Source organism: Natrinema marinum, assembly GCF_024296685.1.
Taxonomy (GTDB): domain Archaea; phylum Halobacteriota; class Halobacteria; order Halobacteriales; family Natrialbaceae; genus Natrinema; species Natrinema marinum.
In genome coordinates this window covers 2194557-2213688 of record NZ_CP100763.1, presented here as the reverse complement: position 1 = coordinate 2213688, position 19132 = coordinate 2194557, and the positions used below count along the sequence as shown (strand labels likewise).

Below are 19132 nucleotides of genomic sequence, written 5' to 3'. Positions count from 1 at the left end.
GTGTGTGTCGTGGGTCGCGTGCCGTCTTACCGGATCACGTCGACGCCGTTCTCTCGCTCGAGTTCGTTGCGGCCGCCGTCGCTCTGTGCGCCGAAGCCGGAGCCGCCGTCGACGTTGTTACTCGCGTCGAAGTCGGCGTCGTTGACGCCTTCGATGCTCCGACGGGATTTGTCGGCCTGCTTCTGGGTGGTCGGGCCGAGCACCTGCGCGCTCTGGACGCCGGTCATGATCGCCATGACGCGGACCTTGCCCTTGTAGTTCTCCTGAATTCGAGCGCCCCAGATGACGTTCGCGCTGGCCTCGAGGCGCTCGGTGATGTTGTCGGCGATGCCCTCGGCCTCTTTGAGCGTGAGGTCGGGGCCGCCGGTGATGTGGACGAGTCCGCCCGACGCGCCGCGGTAGTCGACGTCGAGCAGCGGGTGGTTCATCGCGTCTTTGACGACCTCGTCGGTCTTGTTCTTGTCCTGGGTCTCGCCGACCAGCATGACGGCGACGCCGCCCTGGTTCATGATCGTGGACATGTCCGCGTAGTCCAGGTTGATCAGCGACGGCTGGGTGATCGTCTCCGAGATCCCCTTGACGGTCTCGGCGATGATCTGGTCCATCACCGAGAACGCCTTCCCGATCGGCAGATTCGGGACGTAATCGAGCAGCCGGTTGTTGTCCAACACGATGATCGAGTCGGCCTGCTCGCGCAGCTTCTCGAGGCCTTCCTCGGCTTTCACCGTGCGGGCGCGTTCGACGTTAAAGGGCGTGGAGACCATCCCGACGACGATCGCGCCCTGATCCTTGGCGATTTCCGAGACGACGGGGGCGGCACCCGTGCCGGTGCCACCGCCCATGCCCGCGGTCACGAACACGAGGTCTGCGTCGCCGAGGACCTCCTTGATCGTGCTCTGGGCCATCTCGGTCGCTCGCTCGCCCATCGACGGGTCGCCGCCGGCACCGAGCCCGTTCGTGAGCGACTTGCCCACGAGGATCTTGGTGTCGGCCTCGATCATCTTCAGATGTTGTTTGTCCGTGTTGATCGCCACGGTGTCCGCCCCGTCGACGCCAATGTTGTACAGGCGGTTGATCGTGTTGTTGCCGGCACCGCCACAGCCGACGATGACGATTCGGGGGTCCCCGAACTCGTCGTCGTCCATCGAGACGTCCATGTCTCGGGCTTCTTCCTCCGCGTTCTCTAAGGCGTCCTGTACGATATCCTGCATCGTTACACCTTCGCCCAGTTGCGTTTGCCGGACTGCTCGCTGGGTGCGTCCTGTTGTTCGTTGATCATCTCACGGACGGCCGACCGGATCGCCTCGCTCCGGTTCGGGAACTCGCCCGAGTCGACTAGTTGTTCGACCTCTTCGATCTGCTGTTTCGGGATTCGCAGTGTCACACGCTCCATGATTGTATTCCCCGTTGGGGTAAGACGGTGGCGCGCCCCTGTCAGACGCGGCGTGTCTTACGTTCGAACCACCCGTCATCGGGCGATTTCCCGTCTTGACGACGGGTGTAAGACAATCCGTCTTACGCGACTAAGGTGATGTTTGTCTTGGATAATAAAACTTCCGGCGGGGGTGACGTTCCGTGTCTTACACTGGTCAGTATTGGTTACTTTCAGCGTCGAGGACGTCGGCCGCGGGCGTCCGACGCCCGCAGCCGGGACAGAACGACCAGTCGGATCGGATCTCGTCGCCGCAATCACAGAACAGCCGCCGCGATGCCTTCTCGCCGCAGTTCGGACAGTATACGTGCTCGCCCTCGAGGCGGTCGCCACACTGATTGCACTGTCGCCCGGCTTCGTCGTCTCGAGGTCGTGTTTCCGCTCGCTCCTGGACTCGATCCGTCGATCGACCGTCTGCCCGGTGCCCCTCGGTCGTCGTACGCGCGCGCTCGCGATCGGCCGTCACACGCTCGTCCGACGCGAGGTTCCCACTCTCGAGCGAGATGGACACGTTGACGTCCTGCGGTCCCGTCGACGACAGCGGTTCTCGCGACCGTGTGTCGGTCCCGTCAAGTCCGAGGTCCCGCAGCCGTTCCTCGAGTCGCTCGTCGACTCGGTCGCGAACGAGGTCGTCTATCGCACCCGACCGATCGCGTTCCGGTTCCGCGTCGCCCTCGTCTGTCTCGGTCGCACCGCCCTCGAGATACGCCCGTAGCGCTTCCCGCATCGCTTCGCTCTTGGATGCGTCGAGCGCCTCGAGTCGGTCGACGAGGTCGTCGTCGGCGCGGAACGTGATCTTGCTCATACGCGAATCACTCCCCGTATTGTAACGCCTCCTATATCAATCATTCTTCCGTTCACGATCGATTACACGTCCGCCCTGCCCAGAATAATAACCCTTATGTGCACCTCGGCGGCTACGTTGGAGTGCCCGCCCTTAGCTCAGACTGGTAGAGCAGTCGACTGTAGATCGACTTGCCCCCCGTTCAAATCGGGGAGGGCGGACTCTCTTTCCCGTCGAAGTACAGCAGACACCGAATAGCCCGCCGTCTTGCGATTTCACCCCGCTCGAGCCGGCCGCAAATTCTGAGTGGAATTTGTTTCAAAACGCGCCCCCGCGCCGTCCGGCGAATTCAATAGCTGAGAGGTGGGCAGTGTGAGCCGGTACTGTCCGCACTGCAGTGGGCGTATGACAATCGAGACTTCGCCCGGTGGGTTCCCCCGTCGCGTTTGTGAGAACGGCCCACACGATCTGCTTGCGGTGTCGCGCGGCCGATGAGCGCCTTTCTAGAACCCACTGACGGGGAACTAGGGGCGTTCGCGAGGAACGCGACGGCGACACCGAGTCGTGGGCTCGAGCAGATCCACGCGAAGGGTTGATCGTTTTCTTTCGGCCGATTCCGCGCTCGTCGTCGGACCGGCGACCGACAACGATTCATCCGTCAATTATCCGGGTCGTCCTCCGACGACGTATCAGACGAGTCGGCTGTGAGGGATCGGGTAAACAGAAAGCGTTTACTCTAGGGCGTAAACTCCACTATCGAACCACGTGTCTACCACCACTCCGTGAGATGGAGACTACACACTATGCCCACGACGACCCAGAGAGAACGAACGGACGAATTGCTCCAGCTGTTGAGCCACCAACACCGACGGGAGATCCTCTACTGGCTGCGTACGAAGCCGGATAAGTCGGCGACTCTAGACGAACTCACCGAGTATCTCGACTCGTCGTCCGTCGGATCGGTATCGGATATCGAGCTGTACCACGTTCTCCTGCCGAAGTTGGACGAGTCCGAGTGGGCCCAGTGGCATACACAGGAATCGATGATTCAGTACTATCCCGACCGACTGTGTGAGGAACTCCTCCGAGTGCTGCGCAGTCGTGAAGGGTAGTGTCCATCTCAGCAAGCATCGTTTTACTCCGCGCGGTCGGTGTCGACGAGGCGATATCGACGCTCCGAACGGAGTACGTCGATCGGATCGACCCCCTCGAACCACGTCTCAGGAGTCTGGAGCGCCGAAGGGCACGACGCATATTAGGCCTCGAGCCACTCGCTTCGGAGTTCGTAGCGCGTCACGTCGTCGACATCGACTGCCAGCGTGAACTCGAGCGTGATCGTCTCCCCGACGCCGATGAACTGCGTCAGTTTGAGCCCCGACTGGTGGAGCGTTTCGCCGGTGGCGTCTAGGAACGTGCAGACGACGTTCGGAACCGACTCTTTGGGAGTGATCGGCTCGTGTCCGTCGTTTTCGGCCGTCACCTCGACGACGACTCGAGTGCCGGAGTACGTCGCTTGCGTCGCGTACTCGTGGGAGAAGGCGAGTGGCGTTTCGTTGGCGACGACTTCCCCGTCGACTCTCGACCCGGAGCAGCCCGCAAACAGCGTCCCACAACCCGCGGCAAGCGTCCCGAGAACGGCTCGTCGGTGCATACTCCATCCCCGAGCGGTTTCACCGTGAACGTATCGTCCGTAGAGTCCGTACTTCGTCGGGTTGCGCAGCGACAAGAGCGGCCGGTCGTTGTCAGTGCTGTGCAGGGAGCACATCGACCAACGTCCGGAGGTCTGGCACTTCAGCAGTCGGCTCGACGGAAAGCGCCACGTCCGCAACGTGGTCCCGACGGAGAAAGACCGAGTCGATACCGGCGCGTCGGGCCGCGACGATGTCTTTCTCGGAGTCACCGACGTATAGCGCCTCGCTCGCGTCTAGGTCCGCCAGCGCCCGCTCGAGGTAGTCCGGCTCCGGCTTGCGTCCGGCCGCACCCGCGAGCGTCGGCCGTCGACCGTAGGCCGTCTCGAACCGATCCAGCTCGTGGTGTGCGAGCAGAAACTCGACCGTCGCCTGCTGGTTGTTGCTCACTATCCCGAGGGGACGGTCCAGCCGCTCGAGCGCCGCGACGTCGTCGTAGACCGGTTTGCCGCCCTCCCGGACGTGGGCCTGCTGGGCGAGGCTGGCGGTCAACTCGCGGTGGTGCCAGAACGCTTCCGGATCGAGGCCGTGTTCGCGGGCCGCTTCGACCGGGACGGCGTCTTCGGCGACCGTCCGCCGTGCGAACGACCGGTCGATCTCGACGCCGAAGGCCCGAAAGGAGTCCACGACGGCGTCGACGAGCACCTCGCGGTCGGTCGGCGCGACCAGCACGCCGTCGTTGTCGAAGACGACGGCGTCGTAGTCGCCCGCCAAACCGTCATTCACGGCCCGTCACCTCCGTTTCGGGGGGCGTCTCATCGGTGCCGACGCTCGCCGCCAGGTCGTCGACGGACTTCATCTCGAAGACGAAGTAGTCCGCTGGAATCGCCTCGACGACCGGCTCGTAGTCGGGAAACGGCTCGTGCTGGTCGGCGGTACCGTCGTTGTCGTGGAGGTGACAGACCCTGATCCGATGGCCGAACTCCGCGACGAACGCGCGCCAGTCGTAGCCGTTGACCTTCGCGTGGCCCACGTCGAGCGTGACGCCGAAGTATTTGGGTGGCACGTCGACGGTGTTCCGCATCGACGCGAGAGCCGCCGGCGTCGTGGTATAGCGCTGCTTCTGTTCGTTGATGGGTTGGTTCTCCAGACACAGCGACACGCCGACCAGTTGCGCGTACTCGGCACACTCCGCGAGCGAGCGCAGCGCGTTCCGTTTCGCGCGGTCGCGGACCCACTCGGGGTAGCGCTTCGGGACCGATCCGCCGTGCACGACGACGGCTCCGGCCCCGGCCTCGGCGGCGTCGTCGAGGGTTCGCTTGACCCGCTCGACGGAATCCTGCCGGACCACCTCGTCGTAGCTGCCGATGTTCCAGTCTCTAAAGGGTGCGTGGTACGTAAGGCTGACGCCGTAGCGCTCGGACAGCTCTCGAATCCGCTCGGGGCCGGGCGTCTCCGGATGGCCCGCGAGGTATTCGCGTTTGAACTCGACGTGGTCCAGTCCGAGGTCGGTGACGTAGCGCATGAACTCCTCGACGGTCTCTCCGAAGCGGATGTCCATCGCTGCGCCGATGCTCGCGGTCATCGCGTCACCCGATCGGCGCGGTACACCGGCCGGCCCGCGACGAGCGCGCGGGCGACCGTCGGCGTCGGATCGCGGTCGACGACGAGCAGGTCGGCGCGCGCCTCGACTTCGATCCGACCGCGGTCGTCCAACCCGACTGCGTCGGCGGGAGCGGCGCTGACGCGGTTGATCCGCTCGGGCAGGGGTTCCCCGGTGTCGACGAACGCGGCCGCGAGCAGCGACGGTGGATGGTAGTCGGCGACGAGTGCGTCGACGACGCCGGCGTCGATGGCGTCGGCCGTCGAGAGGTTGCCCCACTGGCTCTCCCCGCGGACGAGATTGGGCGCGCCCATCGCCGTGGTCATGCCGATGTCGGCGGCGCGCTCGGCCGTCTCGAGCGTGATGGGATACTCCGTGATGTCGACCCCAGAGTCGGCCAGTCGCTCGACCTCGGTCGGGTCCTCGTCGTCGTGTGAGGCCGTCACCGCACCGGCGTCGTGGGCGGCTCCGACGACCCGGTCGATGCGATCGCGCAGCGTCGCCATCGAGACATCGCTTCGTTCCTCGATCATCTCCTCTGCCTCCTCGATCGAGCGGTCGTTTGCGTTCTCGTAGTACCGTTTGAACGCCTCGATATCTCGGAACTGGCCCTTCCCAGGGATGTGGCTCATCACCGAAACGAGGTCGGCGTGACCGTCCTCGACGACATCCAGCACCGCGTCGACGCATTGTTTCTGGGTGACTTCACAGCGGGCGTGCAGGCGGTGGTCCGCGAGCAGGTCGTCGTCGTCGGCGATGGCGGCCGTCAGCGTCGCCGCGAGTTCGGGCGAGCGGTCTTCCGCCTCGTCGCGCTCGAAGGAAATCGCGTGGAACTTCGTCGTGATACCCGCCGAGATGTTCGCACGATCGGCCGAGGCGAGCGCCATCGGGAGCCCCATTCGAGCGCCCGAGCGCGGGTGGAGGTGTCCCTCGATGTCGTCGCCGTGGAGGTCGATCAGGCCGGGCACGATCAGGCGGCCGTCGGCCTCGATCACGGTATCGGCGTCGTCGTCGACGGCTCCAACGTCGACGATGCGGTCGCCCTCGATTCGGACGCCGCCCTCGAGCACGGTCTCGGGTGTGACGACGCGTCCGCCGACGACGGCCACGCTTTCCTCGGCGGTCTGGGCGGTCGACCTCATCCGATCACCACCTCCTCGTCGTACGCCTCGGCGGGGACGACCCGCTGAAGACGCCCGTCGTCCAAGACGACCACGCGGTCCGCGACGGCTTCGACCACGTCCGTGTTGTGGAAGACGCCGACGACCGTCGTCTCCGACCCGAGATACGTCGACAGGAGGTCGATCGCGGCCTGGCGGGTATCGGGGTCGAGCGCGCTGGTCGGTTCGTCCAGCAGGAGCAATGCCGGTTTCGGCGCGACCGCCTGCGCGAGGTTCACCCGCTGGCGCTCGCCGCCGGAGAACGTCGCCGGATACGCTTGCCACAGTTCCTCGGGCACCGACAGCGCCGACAGCAGGTCTCGAGCGGTCGACCGTGCCTCCTCGCGATCGGCCCCCTGTTCGACCAGCGGCCGAGCGACCACGTCGACCGCGGGGACCCGCGGAATCTCGTCTAAGAACTGCGACGTGTAGCCGATGCTGTCCCCCCGGAGGTCGATGATCGTCCGGTCGGGACACGAGGCCAGATCCACGTCGCCGTCTGGGCCGCGGTAGACGACCTCGCCCGAACTGGGATCGTAGGTGCGGTACAGACACTTCAGCAGCGAGGACTTGCCGCTACCGGACTCTCCGACGACGGCGAGAAACTCGCCCTCGCGGACGTCGAACGATACGTCGTCGAGCCCGACGACCTGCGTGTCGCCGAGCACGTGCATGTCGAAGGTCTTAGAGAGACCGTCGACGGACAGGACTGTCATATGACTGAATTGATGAGGGTCTGGGTGTACTCGTGGTGTGGGTCTTCCATGATGCGGTCGGTGAGCCCGGACTCGACGATGCGGCCGTGACGCATCACGAGCGTCCGATCGGCGAGCAGGCGGACGACGCTCAGGTCGTGAGAGACCACGATGGCGGCGACGCCCTCTTCGCGCTGGACGCGTCGGAACATGTCTAGTACGCGGGCTTGGACGCTCACGTCGAGGCCCGTGGTCGGTTCGTCCAGCACGACCAGATCCGGGTCGGTCGCCAGCGCGCGGGCGATCTGGACGCGACGCTGCATCCCCCCGGAGTAGGTACTGGTTGGGTCGTCCATCCGGGCGACCGGGATCTCCGTCTCGTCGAAGAGGTCACGAACTCGCGCGCGGACATCCTCGTAGGAGCGCTGACCGGCCGAGAGCAGTTTCTCCGCGACGTTGCCGCCGCCGGTGAACTCGAGGTTCAGGCCGTCCCGGATGTGCTGGTGGACGAGCGCGATCTCTCCCGTACGGAGGTCGTGGCGCGTCTCGTAGTCCACCTCGAGCAGATTGCCGTCGCGGCCCGCGTAGTCGACCTCGCCGGCGGTCGTGGCGTCGTCGTCGCGCTCGAGCGCGAGCAGTTCCGCGAGGCTGGACTTGCCGGACCCGGACTCGCCGACGATGCCAAGCACCTCGCCGGCCTCGACGCTGAGGTCGGCCTCGGCGCAGGCGACGACGGTTCCGCAGTGGGGACACTGGTTCGTCCCCGCGCGGTCGCCGGTCGACTCGACGCAGCGGGGACAGCCGGGACCGTAGCGCGTCTGCAGGCCCTGTGCCTCCAGCAGCGTCATTCCCCGTCACCTCCCCGTTCGGTCGCCGTTCCGGCAGCGTCCCCAGCCGCGTCGGGCGTGCCCGGACCCCAGTCGACCGTCTCGTCGAGGTGGTGGTCCTTCGCGATGTCGGGAGCCTCGCGGCGCTTCTCGCAGAAACTCGAGTCGTTGCAGGCGTAGCGGGTCTCGAAGGCGTCGTCCACGTCCGCGGCGGCCTCCTCCGAGACCTCGACGAGGTAGGTGTCGGTCGACCCGCAGGCGTGACAGGCCTCGTCGGGGAAACGCTCGACGGTGAACTGGCGGTCCTCGAAGGCCAGCGGCTCGACCTCGGTGTGTGGCGGGACGGCGTAGATACGCGCTTCCCGGCCCGCGGCCAGCACAGTGAGATGGTCCGCGTGGTCGAGTTTCGGCACGTCCCACCGCGGGATCGGCGAGGGATCCATCAGGTAGCGTCCGGCGACCATCGTCGGGTACCGAGAGGCGATCTTGATCTCGCCGTACTCGACGACGTTCTCGTAGAGGTGGACCCACATTTTCCCGTAGTTCTTGTGGGCGTGTCGCCGACGGTTGGCCGCGTCCGACGGGTCGACCTTCCGCAGCGCGTCGGTGATCGGAACCTGCAACACCAGGCGCTGCTCGTCGGTCAGTACCTCCTCGGGGATGCGGTGGCGACTCTGGATCAGGTCCGCCTCGGTGGTGTCGGTCGTCGTCGCCACGTCGGCGGTGTTCTCGGCCAGCCGCCGGATGTTGGCGGCGTTGACGCTCTCGTCTGCGCCCTGATCGATCACCTTGAAGCTGTCCTCGGGGCCGAGGATCGACAGCGAGGCCTGAATACCGCCGGTGCCCCACCCGCGGGCCAGCGGCATCGGCCGGGAGGCGTAAGGCACCTGATGGCCGGGGATGGCGACGGCTTTCAGTATCGAGCGCCGGACCTCGCGTTTGGTGTGTTCGTCGAGGTACGCGTAGTTGTACCCCTCGAGCCCGTCGCTGTTCAGCGACTCGAGAGCGGCGTCGACGGAGTCGGTCGCGACGGGCGTGCCCCCGTCGGGCGATACGTCGTCGGTGGGTGCGTGTTCAGTCATCGTCACTCGGTCTCGCGACTGCCGGGTCCGCAGGCTGTTCGTCGGATTCGACGCGGCCGTCCTCGCTTACCCCCGTGCGCTCTCTGATGGCGCGGATGCGGTCCAGAATCGACTGGAAGGTGACGTAGTGGGGGAGTTTGAGGTGTTCGATGAAGCCAAAGGAGTCCATCCCGTCGACCGTATCGAGGACGAACTCGGCGTTCTCGGCTGGTTCGTCGTCGCCGTCGAGCTGGACCGAGGCGTCCAGGATGGTCATCCCGATCGCCTTGCGCTCGTTGCGGCCGAAGGTCAGCCCGTAGCCGAACGCGAACTGGGGGTCCTCGCGCTTCTCGTAGACGGGGACGACCGCCTCGGACTCGCTGACCTCGGCGTGGGTGACGGTCACCTCGTCCCCGGTGTAGGGGTGTTCGATCCGGACGGGCAGGCGTCCGACCCGAACCTCCGCCAGCGTCGGGTGGACCTGGCCGTACCCTCGCAGCGCGGAGTACCCCAGCGCGGTCACCGCGCCGGTCTCGCCGCGGGCCAGTTCCTGCAGGACTTCGTCGCGCTCGGGCGGATGCGTGACCGACTCCCGGGTCGTGTCGTTCGGTTCGTCGACCGCCGGCTCGTCGGGTTCGTGCAACAGCCCTTCGTCCCGGAGCAGTTCCGTGACGTTGGTCAGTCGCTCGGGATCGCCCTCGTCGTCTACGTCCCACTCGGCGGTGGGGTCTTCGGGCTCGCCGTCGACGAGGTCGAAATCCAGCAGTCGCTGGGTGTAGTCTTTGGTCGCGCCGAGGATCTGCCCACCGGGGACGTCCTTGAACGCCGGCGAAACCCGCCGACTGGCGATCATCTCGCCCGGCTCGACCGTGGTCGTCTCGTCGAACCGCTCCAGCGTCGAGCGGTACGCCCGCAACAGGAACGCGGCCTCGACGGTGTCGCCCTGTGCCTGCTTGACCGCCAGTGCGGCCAGTCGCGGCGTGTAGAGGCCCCCCTCGCTCATCGCCTGTGCGGTGAGACGGCCGAGTTGGCCCTCGAGCTGCTCGACGCCGATATCGTCGGTCTCGTCGTCGATGCGCTGTTTCTCGAACAGTTGCTCGGCGCGCTCGATGAGTTCTTCGCCGGCGGCAACCGCGACGTAGCCCACTCAGACCACCTCCATCGTTACGGACCGCGGGAGTGCGGCCACGCGATCCTCGGTGGCGAAGACGGCGTCGACGCCGCGCGGGTAGTCGGACTGGGCCGCCGCGAGCGCGGACAGTTCCGCCTCGGGCAGGGCCACCGACAGCGGTGCCGTTCCGTCGACACCGGGACCCGAGAGACTGAGCGTGGGTCCGTCGTCGGTGTCCTCGAGCGCATCGACGCGGTAGACGACGGTCGCCCCGTCGCTTGGCTCGGTCAGCGAGCCGCGTTCGCAGTCCCGTACGTCCCACCCCGTGTACTCGCGGGCGTGGACGATGTCCGCTTCCTCGCGCGGGGCACCCTCGAATCGGCCCTGATCGGCAAGGGCGTCTCGCAACATCTCGTCGTCGGTCGCCAGCGTCACCTCGTGGTCGACGAGGGTCGCGACGACGGCGTAGTCTGCGGGCGTCGGGACGGCGTGGACGGTTCCGGGCCGACTCATCGCCTCGAGGAGCCCGTCGAACGTCCGGCGGGTGTCGTGAACGGGGTCGATGCCGAGGGCTCTCACTCTTCGCCCTCCATCGTCTCGAACTCGACGGCGGTGTGTTTGCTCCGGGCCCATTCCCGGCGTCGCTGCTCGCGCTGGCGGGTGGCTACGTCCTCCAAAGCGGCGACGATCGCGGGTGTCTCCTCGCGGCCCGCGGCGACGGCGGCGTCGACGATCGCACCCGAGAGCGCGGCCCGTTCGCGCTTGCCTGCCACCATGGCGAACCCGCGCGTCCCCTCGAGTTCGACCTCCGCTGGCGTCACCAGTACCTCGCCGAGGTTGAACGGGCGGCGTTCGACTGGCTCGCGTACCCGTTGCATCAGCAACTGCGGCCGCGGTTCTTGGCGGACCGACAGCGGCGGGTCCCCCTCGAGCACGTCGTCGGCGAACTGGGCGAGCGTCGCCTCCTCGCAGGCGGCGATCAACTCGAACCGATCGGATCTGTCGTGTGGATCAACCATACACTCGGTCGAAACACGCCCAAACGACTGCATAAGGATTCTCTCGGTACTCTCTATGGTTCGCTCGCCTTCGGGGTTCATTCCCCACACCAGAATCCGAAGTACGGACGAGTACGGACTCGTTTTTCCAGCCCCCGTCTCGAGCCGGACCGATCGGCACCCGAGACGGACGATTCGGACTCTACACAGCCAATCGTTATTCGACCCTTCTCCCAGAACTGAGTTGATGTCCGAGGACCCGACTGACGACGGATTAGGGGTATCGACACCGAACAGCAGTCTCGATACGGGATCGGCCGGCCGACGAACGTTCATCGCTAGCAGCGCTGCGATCGTCGGCACCGCAGGACTCGCCGGCTGTCTGGGCCTCAGCAGCAGTAATACGTCCGGTGCAGAGACCGTCACGATGCTCCTGACACCGGGCACGCCGGCCGACGCCCGTCGGCGGTACAAGCCCGTCCAGAACCTGCTCAACGGCGAAATCGACGACATCGAGGTCGAGATGCAGGTCCCGCAGGACTACTCGGCGATCCGTCCCGCCCTCGAGAGCGAGCAGGCCGAGATCGGGATGGACGACGTGACGCTGCTCTCGAACCCGGACCTCATGGACGTCTACGGGACGACCGTGACCGGCGGCTCGGCGTTCTACTTCTCGATGATGCTCGTTAACCCGGATTCGGAGATCGACGAGCGTACCGACGTCGAGGGCAAGACGTGGGCGTTCGCCGACCGCCTGTCGACCAGTGGCTCTATCTTTGCGCTGTACACGCTTCAGGAAGCCGGACTCGACATCGGCGAAGCGCCCAAGGGGGACCCGGTCGACTTCGAGGGCAGTTGGACCGACCACGACCAGGCGCTCCAGCGACTCGCCCAGGGCAAGGCAGCCGGCGCGACCACGTGGGGTGGCAACGGGATCCCGCACCTCCCGGAAGGCACCGAGGTGCCCCAGCGCGTCCAAGACAAGAGCTCGTTTCTGGACACGATGGGCACCGAGACGCCGCAGTTCAAGCCGATCTGGTGGTCGTTCCCGATCCCGAAGCAGCCGATGTACGCCCGGAAATCCTGGGAGTCGGACAAGAAAGAAGAGATCGGCGAAGTCCTCCGGAACTCCACGAAAGAGCAGATCACGGAGTACTACCCCGACGACTACAACGAGGAGGAACTGCCCTTTACCACGCTGCGCGACACGTCCGTAGAGGACTACCAACCGGTCATCGACCGCATGAACGCCGTCGGCATCGACCCTGCGGCCTAACCACCGTCCGCTTTCGTTTTCATCACAATGAGTACACTCAAAGTCGAAAACGTATCGAAGCAGTACGGGGACGTGACCGCCCTCGAGGACGTATCCTTCGAAATCGAGGACGAATTCGCCGTCCTGCTGGGCGAATCCGGCGCGGGCAAGTCGACGTTGCTGCGGTGTATCAACGGACTGACCGACCCGACCGACGGGGCCATCTATCTCGACGAGGCGGAGATCACGGGTTCCCAGACCGACGTTGGGATGATCTTCCAGCAGCACAACCTCGTCGATGGGATGTCGGCGTATCTCAACGCGCTCACGGGCTCGCTCACCCGCGTCTCGACGCTCCGAAGCCTGCTCCAGTGGCAGTCACAGGAGGACAAACTCCGCGCGCTAGAAGCGCTCGAAACCGTTGGCCTGCTCGAGGAGAGCCACCAGCGCGTCTCGCAGATGTCCGGCGGCCAACAGCAACGCGTCGGCATCGCTCGAGCGCTCGTGCAGGATCCGCGATTGCTGCTGGCCGACGAACCGGTCGCCAGTCTCGACCCCTCGAGCGCCGAGACGGTGATGGGCTACCTGCGGAAAGCCGCCAAGGAACACGACGTGACCGCGCTGGTCAGCCTCCATCAGGTCAACATCGCCGCCTACTTCGGCGACCGATTCATCGGCCTGCGCGACGGACAAAAACTGTTCGACGTCGAGCGCGGCGAACTCTCGCCCGAGTTGATCGACGATCTCTACGGGAGCGTCGAGACGGTCGGACTCGCCGAACAGGACGAGTCGGTCGAGGCGATCCTCGACGACATCGGTGACGCCGATCACACCGACGCCCGGTCCACCGAGAACGTCGAGAGAGGGATCAAACCATGAGCACGCCGCCTTCGGAGGACGACTCCATCGCGGCCTACTTCGGCTACGCCGAGATCGGTGATTCGCCCGCCGAGCAGAAACTACAGAATATGAAGCGTCGCAAGACGCGGCGGCGACTCTACACGCTGATCGGACTGATCGGCACCGCCTTCCTGTTCTACGCCAGCCTGCGCGTCATCGAGTTCAATCTCGCGGAGCTGGTGGGGCAGTTCGGTCAGTTCTACGAGGCGCTACTGGAGTACTTCCCGCCGACGACGTACTTCGGGATCCCATTCGTCGATCTGGGCGCGTACGTGAGCTTCATCGTCGAGGAGAACCTGATTCTCTCCATCGAGAACGGCCGAATCGTCTGGGGTGCGATGTTCGTGACGATGGCCGTCGCCTTCGCCGGGACGGTGCTTGGGCTACCGCTGGCGCTGTTTTTCGGGGTTATGTCAAGCGAACGTGTCGTCCCCTATCCGTTCAACTTCGTCTTCCGGGCCACCATGAGCCTGATCCGTGCGATCCCGGGACTCGTGTGGTTCCTGATCTTGATTCCGCTGGCGGGCGTCACGCCGTTTACCGGCGCGCTGGCGATCATGGTCGACACCACCGGCTACCTCGGGCGGCTGTTCACCGACGAACTCGAGGAGATCGAGGACGGCCCGATCGAAGGGATCCGCTCGACCGGCGCGAGCCGCTCGCAGGTCGTCTCCTTCGGTATGTTGAGTCAGGTGGTCCGGCAGTTCATCGCCTGGATCGCCTTCGACCTCGAGCACAACGTCCGGGCGGCGATCGGACTCGGTATCATCGGTGCCGGCGGCCTCGGGCTGGAGCTGTACATCCAGCGCCAGACCTTCCACTACACCGAGATGATGGCCTGCATCATCCTGATCTTCCTGCTCGCGGGCTCGGTCGAACTGATCAGCCAGCGGGTTCGGTCGATGCTCCGCGATGACGATACCGTCGAGACCTCCGGCGTCCTCGAGGCGTTCCTCGACTCGCCGAAGAAAATCCTCGCGTCCACGATGGGGCGACGCGAACGATGACCTACTACGACGACTACGGGCCCGACAGGACGCGCACGCTCGGGCCGGAACCGACGCTACACGACCCCGTCTCGATCAGCGAGAGCGAACTCGGTGCGTGGACCGAAGTCCGACGGCACGCGCGGCTCAACGAGTCGGCGATCGGCGACTACACCTATCTCATGGAGCGGGTCCAACTCGATTACGCCACCGTCGGAACGTTCGGCAACGTCGCGGCCGACGCCAGGCTCGGCCCGACGAACCATCCGATCGACCGCCCGACGGCCCACCACTTCACCTACCGGGCGGCGATGTACGACCTCGGCAGCGACGACGAGTCGATCTTCGACTGGCGGGCCGATCAGCCGGTCGAGGTCGGTCACGACGTCTGGATCGGCCACGGCGCGATCGTCCTGCCCGGGGTCACCATCGGCAACGGGGCGGTCGTCGGTGCCGGCGCCGTCGTCGCCAGGGATGTCCCCGCCTACACGATCGTCGCCGGGGTCCCCGCCGAACCGATCCGCCGGCGGTTCCCCGAGGACGTGGCCGCTCGTCTCGAGGCGACCGAGTGGTGGCAGTGGGACCACGAGACGCTGGCCGAGCGCCTCGACGCGTTCCGCGACCTCGAGACGTTTCTCTCGCAGTACGCGCCCGAAGACCCCGAGCAGATGATCCGGGACTGACGCGTCCGGACCCGTACAGCGTACTCATAGCAACTGGTTTTACTCTCTCAACGCCAGCACATGTATGCGTAGCACCCTCCCGCCCGAGGAACGGGCCATCCGCCTCCTTGGTGCGCTGATCGTCGTCCTCGGCGTCGCGCTACTGGTCAACGTCGCGTGGGGTGTCGTCCAGGTCGGTACCGAGACGTATCGTCATTCGGCCACCCCAGTCACACCGGGGGACGACGCGCTCTTTTCCGAGCGGACGCCCGATCGGATCGCCGGCATCGACTGTTTCGACGAGTTCGAACGCGACTGGCTCTGTGGCCTCGAGCGCTCGCTGCTCGCCACCCACAGCGATGGGGAGCTGCTGACCCTGCCCGCCGATGATGTCACCCGCGGCCAGTCGGCCCGGTTTGCGTACCACGACGGAACATTCTACCACCGACACGAACGGGAGAACACGCTCGTGCTCGACCCCGTCGACGAGCGGACGGTCTTCGCCGAGCTCGCGGTCGACCCCGGATCGCTCTCGAAGCCGGAACGGCGTGCGCTCGACGGGTCCGTGACGAGCGACCGTCCCCTCTCTGGCGGCGGAACGGTCGTCGCCGTCGACGACGGCTACGTCGTCCTCACGAGCGAGCGCGTCGAGACGGGGTCTCCGTTCGTCAGAGGCGTGAGTGCGCTCGGTCAGTTCCTGCTGGGGCTCGGACTGGTCGCTCGCGGCTGGGGGTCGGTCCGCGCGCCTCAGATTTCGACGTGATCCGGCTGGTGGCCGGAGTGAATCTTCACCGCCAGTTCCGCGGCGTCGACCCAGTAGTAGATCGCTCGCTCGAGCGCCCGCGTAATCGCCACCAGATAGCCGTACATGTCAGGATCGTACGCCGTGACGAGCTCGAACAGCTCGTCCAGATCTCGGTGGACGGTCTCCTCCTGATCGCGGAGTTGGTGGTGGACCGCGAGTTCACAGTCGAACAGGATCTGCGAGAAGTACTCGTTGATCTGTGCCCCCGAGGCGAAGATGTCAGCCATGCGCTCGCCGACGATCCCGTTCGCGTCGCCCGCTTCGCGGTCGACGACATCGGCGATGAAACAGGCCCGATCGCCGACGATCTCGAGGTTCGTCGCGATGGTCGACAGATCCGCTGCGACGCGGTTGCCCGGCCAGTCGGTCGTCAACGTGTACGATTTCAGTTCCGAGAGAACCGCCGAGTAGCGTTCGTTGGTGAGCGACTCCAGCGTCTTGGCCGAATGCTCGACGCTCTCGCCGAGAAACGCCGCGCGAGCGGCGTCGTACTGGCGAGTAGTCACTGACTCAAGGCGGTCGAGCAGTTCCAGTACTGCCGTTCCGTGAGCACCCACCTCCTCGCTCGAGACGATCTCCGCGACGCCGGAATCGGAGCCGTACAGTTTCGAGATCTGTCCTGAATTGTCGTACAGGGCCGCGTCGTCGACGACGTAGCCCTTGCGCACTACGTCCGCGGCTTTGAGCTCTTGGAGCAGTTCCGAGAGATACTGTTCGGAGATGCCGACCGCGCTCGCCAGTTCCTCTTTGGTCTCGGGCGCGGTCCTGTCGATCGCTTCGACGACCTGGGCACGCGTCGCGTCACGGCCGCCCGCTCCGAGCGGGCGTTGCCACGTTCGACGGGACATACCTGCCGGTCTCGGCTCCCGATATTAGAGTTGGTCCACAGACTGTCCGGACGACTCTATAGCCTCGTGATCCGATCGAGCGAATTCCGGCCCGAGCCGTATGCCCATTTATCGTATCGTGCTGATATATGGGTCTCAGTATCGGCACGGACCGTTCATATCAACGTTAAGGGATTCTTGGTGGGTGGCAGTTCGTGTATGGAGACACGGAAAGTCCAGCTCTCCGGGGGAACGACGTATACGATCTCGCTTCCGAAGGCGTGGGCACAGGAACACGGCATCAGCGCCGGATCGGCGCTCTCGCTGTATCCAAACGGCGACGGATCGCTACTGGTCGAAGCAGAGGCCGACCGAACGAAAGAGACGCAGTCGACGACGGTGGATGTCTCGACCGACTCGGACAGCGCCATCAGACAGTGGATTTACGCGCTGCACGCCGTCGGCTTCGATACGGTGGCGCTGGTCGACCGAACGGGTCACTCCGCTGAACGTCGGGGAGTCATCGAAGACACGGTCGCGAACCTCTCCGGGTTCGAGTTGCTCGAGGCCGGCGATACGACGATCCGGCTGACGAACCTCATCGACGCCGAGAACGTCGATATCCGCAAGTCGACCCTCCGGCTCCGCCTCGTGATGCTCGGGATGCACCGTGACGCGGTGAGCGCCGTTCTGACCGACGACGAGACGCTGGCACAGCGCGTCATCGACCGCGACAGCGAGGCCGACAAGCTGTTCGCGATGGTAACTCGCCACTTCCGGCGGGCCCTGACGAGCCTCCACGAGGTCGAGAAGCTCGAGTACACCCGGGACGAACTGTTCGAATACTACTACGTCTGCCGGCAGTTCGAGCGGATCGCCGACCACGCCGAGAAGATCGCCCGCTTCACCCTCGATCCCGAGGTAACGATTCCGGCGAATTTCGAGGATCGGATCGATTCGCTGGCCTCGAGTTCCAGACAGATCATCGACGCGGCCGCGGACGTGATCCTCGCGGACGCTGGGGTCGAGGGTGCGCAAACAGCGCTCACCGAGCGCAACAAACTGGCCGCAGAGCTTGGGGCGCTCGATCGGGACCTCTACGGCCACGACGATCCCGCCGAGGCCTACGTGGTCGGTCTCTTGCTCAACAGCATCCGCCGCACCGGCGAGTACGGCGCGAACATCGCCGGAATCGGCATCCAGCAGTGCGCCCGTGAGTGTAACTCTCTCGAGTGAGCGATCGGTCCCGACGGTGGCCTGCCTGAGCACCGCCGTCACGCCACTTCGGACCACCACGGGAATCGATCCCAATCGTTCCGTCCGCAAGAGCGATTCAGCTACGGACGGCCGTTCTGCATATGTATCACATAGGAGCCCTCATAGCAGCCGTTTTCCGTGTCACATGCCCTCGCTCCAATCAGGGCCGTTGGACTCTCACAGCTGCCAGGCCCCATCACGATGCCCACACGAATGCCTGAAACTCCTCGAGAAGAGCACAGTGAGACCGGTCGCCACGGACGACGAGCGGTGCTTGCGACGTTCGCGACCGGTATTGGTGCTGTCGCGGGCTGTGTGTCGAGTGCAAACGAGCGAGACCGAGAGACGATCGTCCGTCACTATGCTGTTTCTACATCGACCGGAAACGAGACGGTTCGCATAGCCGTTCCCAAATCCGTGTATCAGGCCGCCCGTGAAGCAACGGCCGCGATTCCAGACGCTCTTACCGCGGCCCGGAATAGCACGTTTCTCACTGATCTCGTGCAGCGTCTCACAGCCGCAGCCGCCACTCTTCACGAGGCGCTTCGTGCCGTCAGATCCTTCGTCGATTCGATCGACTACGCCACGGACCAGGAGTCGACGGGGCGCACCGAATACGTCCGCCGTCCATCAGAGACCCTCGTGGACGGTGAGGGCGACTGTGACGACAAAGCCGTTCTCCTCGCCGGGCTCCTTTCTCGCCCACCGTTCGAGTACCAAACGGGACTCGTCTTCCCACCGAATCATTGTGCCACACTCGCTCCGCTGACTGCCCTTCCCGCCGAATCACTGTCAGCGGAGCCGCTCACTGTGACGGTCGATCGAACGGCGTTCGTCTATCTCGAGTCGGTTGCAATGGTTCCCGCGGGGCACTGGGCAGCGGACTACGGTGAAGACCCCATTCTCGCCTCGTATACGGACTTTTGGCACGTCCACGATGTGGATTCGCTGCTCGCAGCGGCCCAGCGAGCAGTAACCGGCAACGACATTTCATCGCTTCGAGCGTTCGTGTAGCGCTTCGGAGCGTGACCCCGAGGCGGGTCACACTCGAGCGTCTGCACGGGGGTCGGCCGGCCCCCGCGCTCTTCACGAGACGGAACTTCGTATCGTCCCATCGAACACGGCACCGACAACGAGATAC

22 protein-coding genes and 1 tRNA gene are annotated in these 19132 nt (G+C 65.1%); 9 read left to right on the top strand and 14 right to left on the bottom strand.

Annotation, left to right across the window (positions count from 1 at the left end):
• Positions 1–26: 26 nt before the first annotated feature.
• The 3 genes from ftsZ to NKH51_RS11020 form a co-directional block, all read right to left on the bottom strand.
• On the bottom strand, positions 27–1211 hold the full coding sequence (gene ftsZ, locus NKH51_RS11030) for a cell division protein FtsZ (RefSeq protein WP_254761733.1): 1185 nt from the start codon (positions 1209–1211) through the stop codon (positions 27–29).
• A 2-nt stretch (positions 1212–1213) separates the two neighbouring features.
• Complete coding sequence (locus NKH51_RS11025) at positions 1214–1393, bottom strand: ribbon-helix-helix domain-containing protein (protein ID WP_254761732.1); 180 nt, start codon at positions 1391–1393, stop codon at positions 1214–1216.
• 196 nt (positions 1394–1589) lie between these two features.
• On the bottom strand, positions 1590–2237 hold the full coding sequence (locus NKH51_RS11020; RefSeq protein WP_254761731.1) for a ribbon-helix-helix protein, CopG family: 648 nt from the start codon (positions 2235–2237) through the stop codon (positions 1590–1592).
• Between the two features lie 126 nt (positions 2238–2363).
• Here NKH51_RS11020 and NKH51_RS11015 point away from each other — a divergent pair.
• Both NKH51_RS11015 and NKH51_RS11010 read left to right on the top strand, forming a co-directional pair.
• Positions 2364–2437 (top strand) — tRNA-Tyr (locus tag NKH51_RS11015).
• Positions 2438–3019: 582 nt separating this feature from the next.
• On the top strand, positions 3020–3328 hold the full coding sequence (locus tag NKH51_RS11010; RefSeq protein WP_254761730.1) for a hypothetical protein: 309 nt from the start codon (positions 3020–3022) through the stop codon (positions 3326–3328).
• A gap of 143 nt (positions 3329–3471) precedes the next feature.
• On the opposite strand, the gene NKH51_RS11005 is transcribed toward NKH51_RS11010, so the two are convergent.
• From NKH51_RS11005 to phnG, 10 genes are all read right to left on the bottom strand, one after another.
• Complete coding sequence (locus NKH51_RS11005; protein WP_254761729.1) at positions 3472–3867, bottom strand: hypothetical protein; 396 nt, start codon at positions 3865–3867, stop codon at positions 3472–3474.
• 91 nt (positions 3868–3958) lie between these two features.
• Positions 3959–4630 (bottom strand): HAD family hydrolase, encoded by a 672-nt coding sequence (locus NKH51_RS11000; RefSeq protein ID WP_254761728.1) that lies wholly within the window; start codon positions 4628–4630, stop codon positions 3959–3961.
• Positions 4623–5429 carry a sugar phosphate isomerase/epimerase family protein gene (locus NKH51_RS10995; RefSeq protein WP_254761727.1) on the bottom strand — a complete coding sequence of 269 codons (807 nt, stop codon included), beginning with the start codon at positions 5427–5429 and terminating at the stop codon, positions 4623–4625. Before NKH51_RS10995 ends, NKH51_RS11000 begins: the two co-directional genes overlap by 8 nt.
• Positions 5426–6589 carry an alpha-D-ribose 1-methylphosphonate 5-triphosphate diphosphatase gene (locus NKH51_RS10990; RefSeq protein ID WP_254761726.1) on the bottom strand — a complete coding sequence of 388 codons (1164 nt, stop codon included), beginning with the start codon at positions 6587–6589 and terminating at the stop codon, positions 5426–5428. Before NKH51_RS10990 ends, NKH51_RS10995 begins: the two co-directional genes overlap by 4 nt.
• The gene (locus NKH51_RS10985; RefSeq protein ID WP_254761725.1) at positions 6586–7323 is read right to left on the bottom strand and encodes a phosphonate C-P lyase system protein PhnL; all 738 of its coding nucleotides are present in this window, start codon (positions 7321–7323) and stop codon (positions 6586–6588) included. The genes NKH51_RS10990 and NKH51_RS10985 overlap by 4 nt, the downstream gene beginning before the upstream one ends.
• Entirely contained in the window at positions 7320–8150 is an 831-nt protein-coding gene (locus NKH51_RS10980; RefSeq protein ID WP_254761724.1) for an ATP-binding cassette domain-containing protein, read from the bottom strand. The genes NKH51_RS10985 and NKH51_RS10980 overlap by 4 nt, the downstream gene beginning before the upstream one ends.
• On the bottom strand, positions 8147–9211 hold the full coding sequence (locus tag NKH51_RS10975) for an alpha-D-ribose 1-methylphosphonate 5-phosphate C-P-lyase PhnJ (protein ID WP_254761723.1): 1065 nt from the start codon (positions 9209–9211) through the stop codon (positions 8147–8149). Before NKH51_RS10975 ends, NKH51_RS10980 begins: the two co-directional genes overlap by 4 nt.
• Positions 9204–10337 (bottom strand): carbon-phosphorus lyase complex subunit PhnI, encoded by a 1134-nt coding sequence (locus NKH51_RS10970; protein WP_254761722.1) that lies wholly within the window; start codon positions 10335–10337, stop codon positions 9204–9206. Before NKH51_RS10970 ends, NKH51_RS10975 begins: the two co-directional genes overlap by 8 nt.
• On the bottom strand, positions 10338–10880 hold the full coding sequence (phnH, locus tag NKH51_RS10965) for a phosphonate C-P lyase system protein PhnH (RefSeq protein WP_254761721.1): 543 nt from the start codon (positions 10878–10880) through the stop codon (positions 10338–10340).
• Positions 10877–11320 carry a phosphonate C-P lyase system protein PhnG gene (gene phnG / locus NKH51_RS10960; protein WP_254761720.1) on the bottom strand — a complete coding sequence of 148 codons (444 nt, stop codon included), beginning with the start codon at positions 11318–11320 and terminating at the stop codon, positions 10877–10879. Before phnG ends, phnH begins: the two co-directional genes overlap by 4 nt.
• 226 nt (positions 11321–11546) lie before the next feature.
• Between phnG and NKH51_RS10955 the strand changes: the two genes are divergently transcribed.
• The 5 genes from NKH51_RS10955 (at position 11547) to NKH51_RS10935 (ending at position 15865) form a co-directional block, all read left to right on the top strand.
• Positions 11547–12575, top strand: a complete 1029-nt coding sequence (locus NKH51_RS10955; RefSeq protein ID WP_254761719.1) for a PhnD/SsuA/transferrin family substrate-binding protein — start codon at positions 11547–11549, stop codon at positions 12573–12575.
• 27 nt (positions 12576–12602) lie between these two features.
• On the top strand, positions 12603–13433 hold the full coding sequence (locus tag NKH51_RS10950) for a phosphonate ABC transporter ATP-binding protein (protein WP_254761718.1): 831 nt from the start codon (positions 12603–12605) through the stop codon (positions 13431–13433).
• The gene (gene phnE, locus NKH51_RS10945; RefSeq protein WP_254761717.1) at positions 13430–14461 is read left to right on the top strand and encodes a phosphonate ABC transporter, permease protein PhnE; all 1032 of its coding nucleotides are present in this window, start codon (positions 13430–13432) and stop codon (positions 14459–14461) included. Before NKH51_RS10950 ends, phnE begins: the two co-directional genes overlap by 4 nt.
• Positions 14458–15123, top strand: a complete 666-nt coding sequence (locus NKH51_RS10940; RefSeq protein ID WP_254761716.1) for a DapH/DapD/GlmU-related protein — start codon at positions 14458–14460, stop codon at positions 15121–15123. Before phnE ends, NKH51_RS10940 begins: the two co-directional genes overlap by 4 nt.
• 64 nt (positions 15124–15187) lie before the next feature.
• Positions 15188–15865 carry a hypothetical protein gene (locus NKH51_RS10935; RefSeq protein WP_254761715.1) on the top strand — a complete coding sequence of 226 codons (678 nt, stop codon included), beginning with the start codon at positions 15188–15190 and terminating at the stop codon, positions 15863–15865.
• On the opposite strand, the gene NKH51_RS10930 is transcribed toward NKH51_RS10935, so the two are convergent.
• Positions 15850–16755: a helix-turn-helix domain-containing protein gene (locus NKH51_RS10930; RefSeq protein WP_254761714.1), complete on the bottom strand. Its 906-nt coding sequence runs from the start codon at positions 16753–16755 to the stop codon at positions 15850–15852. The genes NKH51_RS10935 and NKH51_RS10930 overlap by 16 nt on opposite strands.
• A gap of 198 nt (positions 16756–16953) precedes the next feature.
• Here NKH51_RS10930 and NKH51_RS10925 point away from each other — a divergent pair, with 198 nt between their 5' ends.
• Positions 16954–17970: a phosphate signaling complex PhoU family protein gene (locus NKH51_RS10925; RefSeq protein ID WP_254761713.1), complete on the top strand. Its 1017-nt coding sequence runs from the start codon at positions 16954–16956 to the stop codon at positions 17968–17970.
• Positions 17971–18261: 291 nt separating this feature from the next.
• On the top strand, positions 18262–19005 hold the full coding sequence (locus NKH51_RS10920) for a transglutaminase-like domain-containing protein (protein ID WP_254761712.1): 744 nt from the start codon (positions 18262–18264) through the stop codon (positions 19003–19005).
• Positions 19006–19132 lie beyond the last annotated feature (127 nt).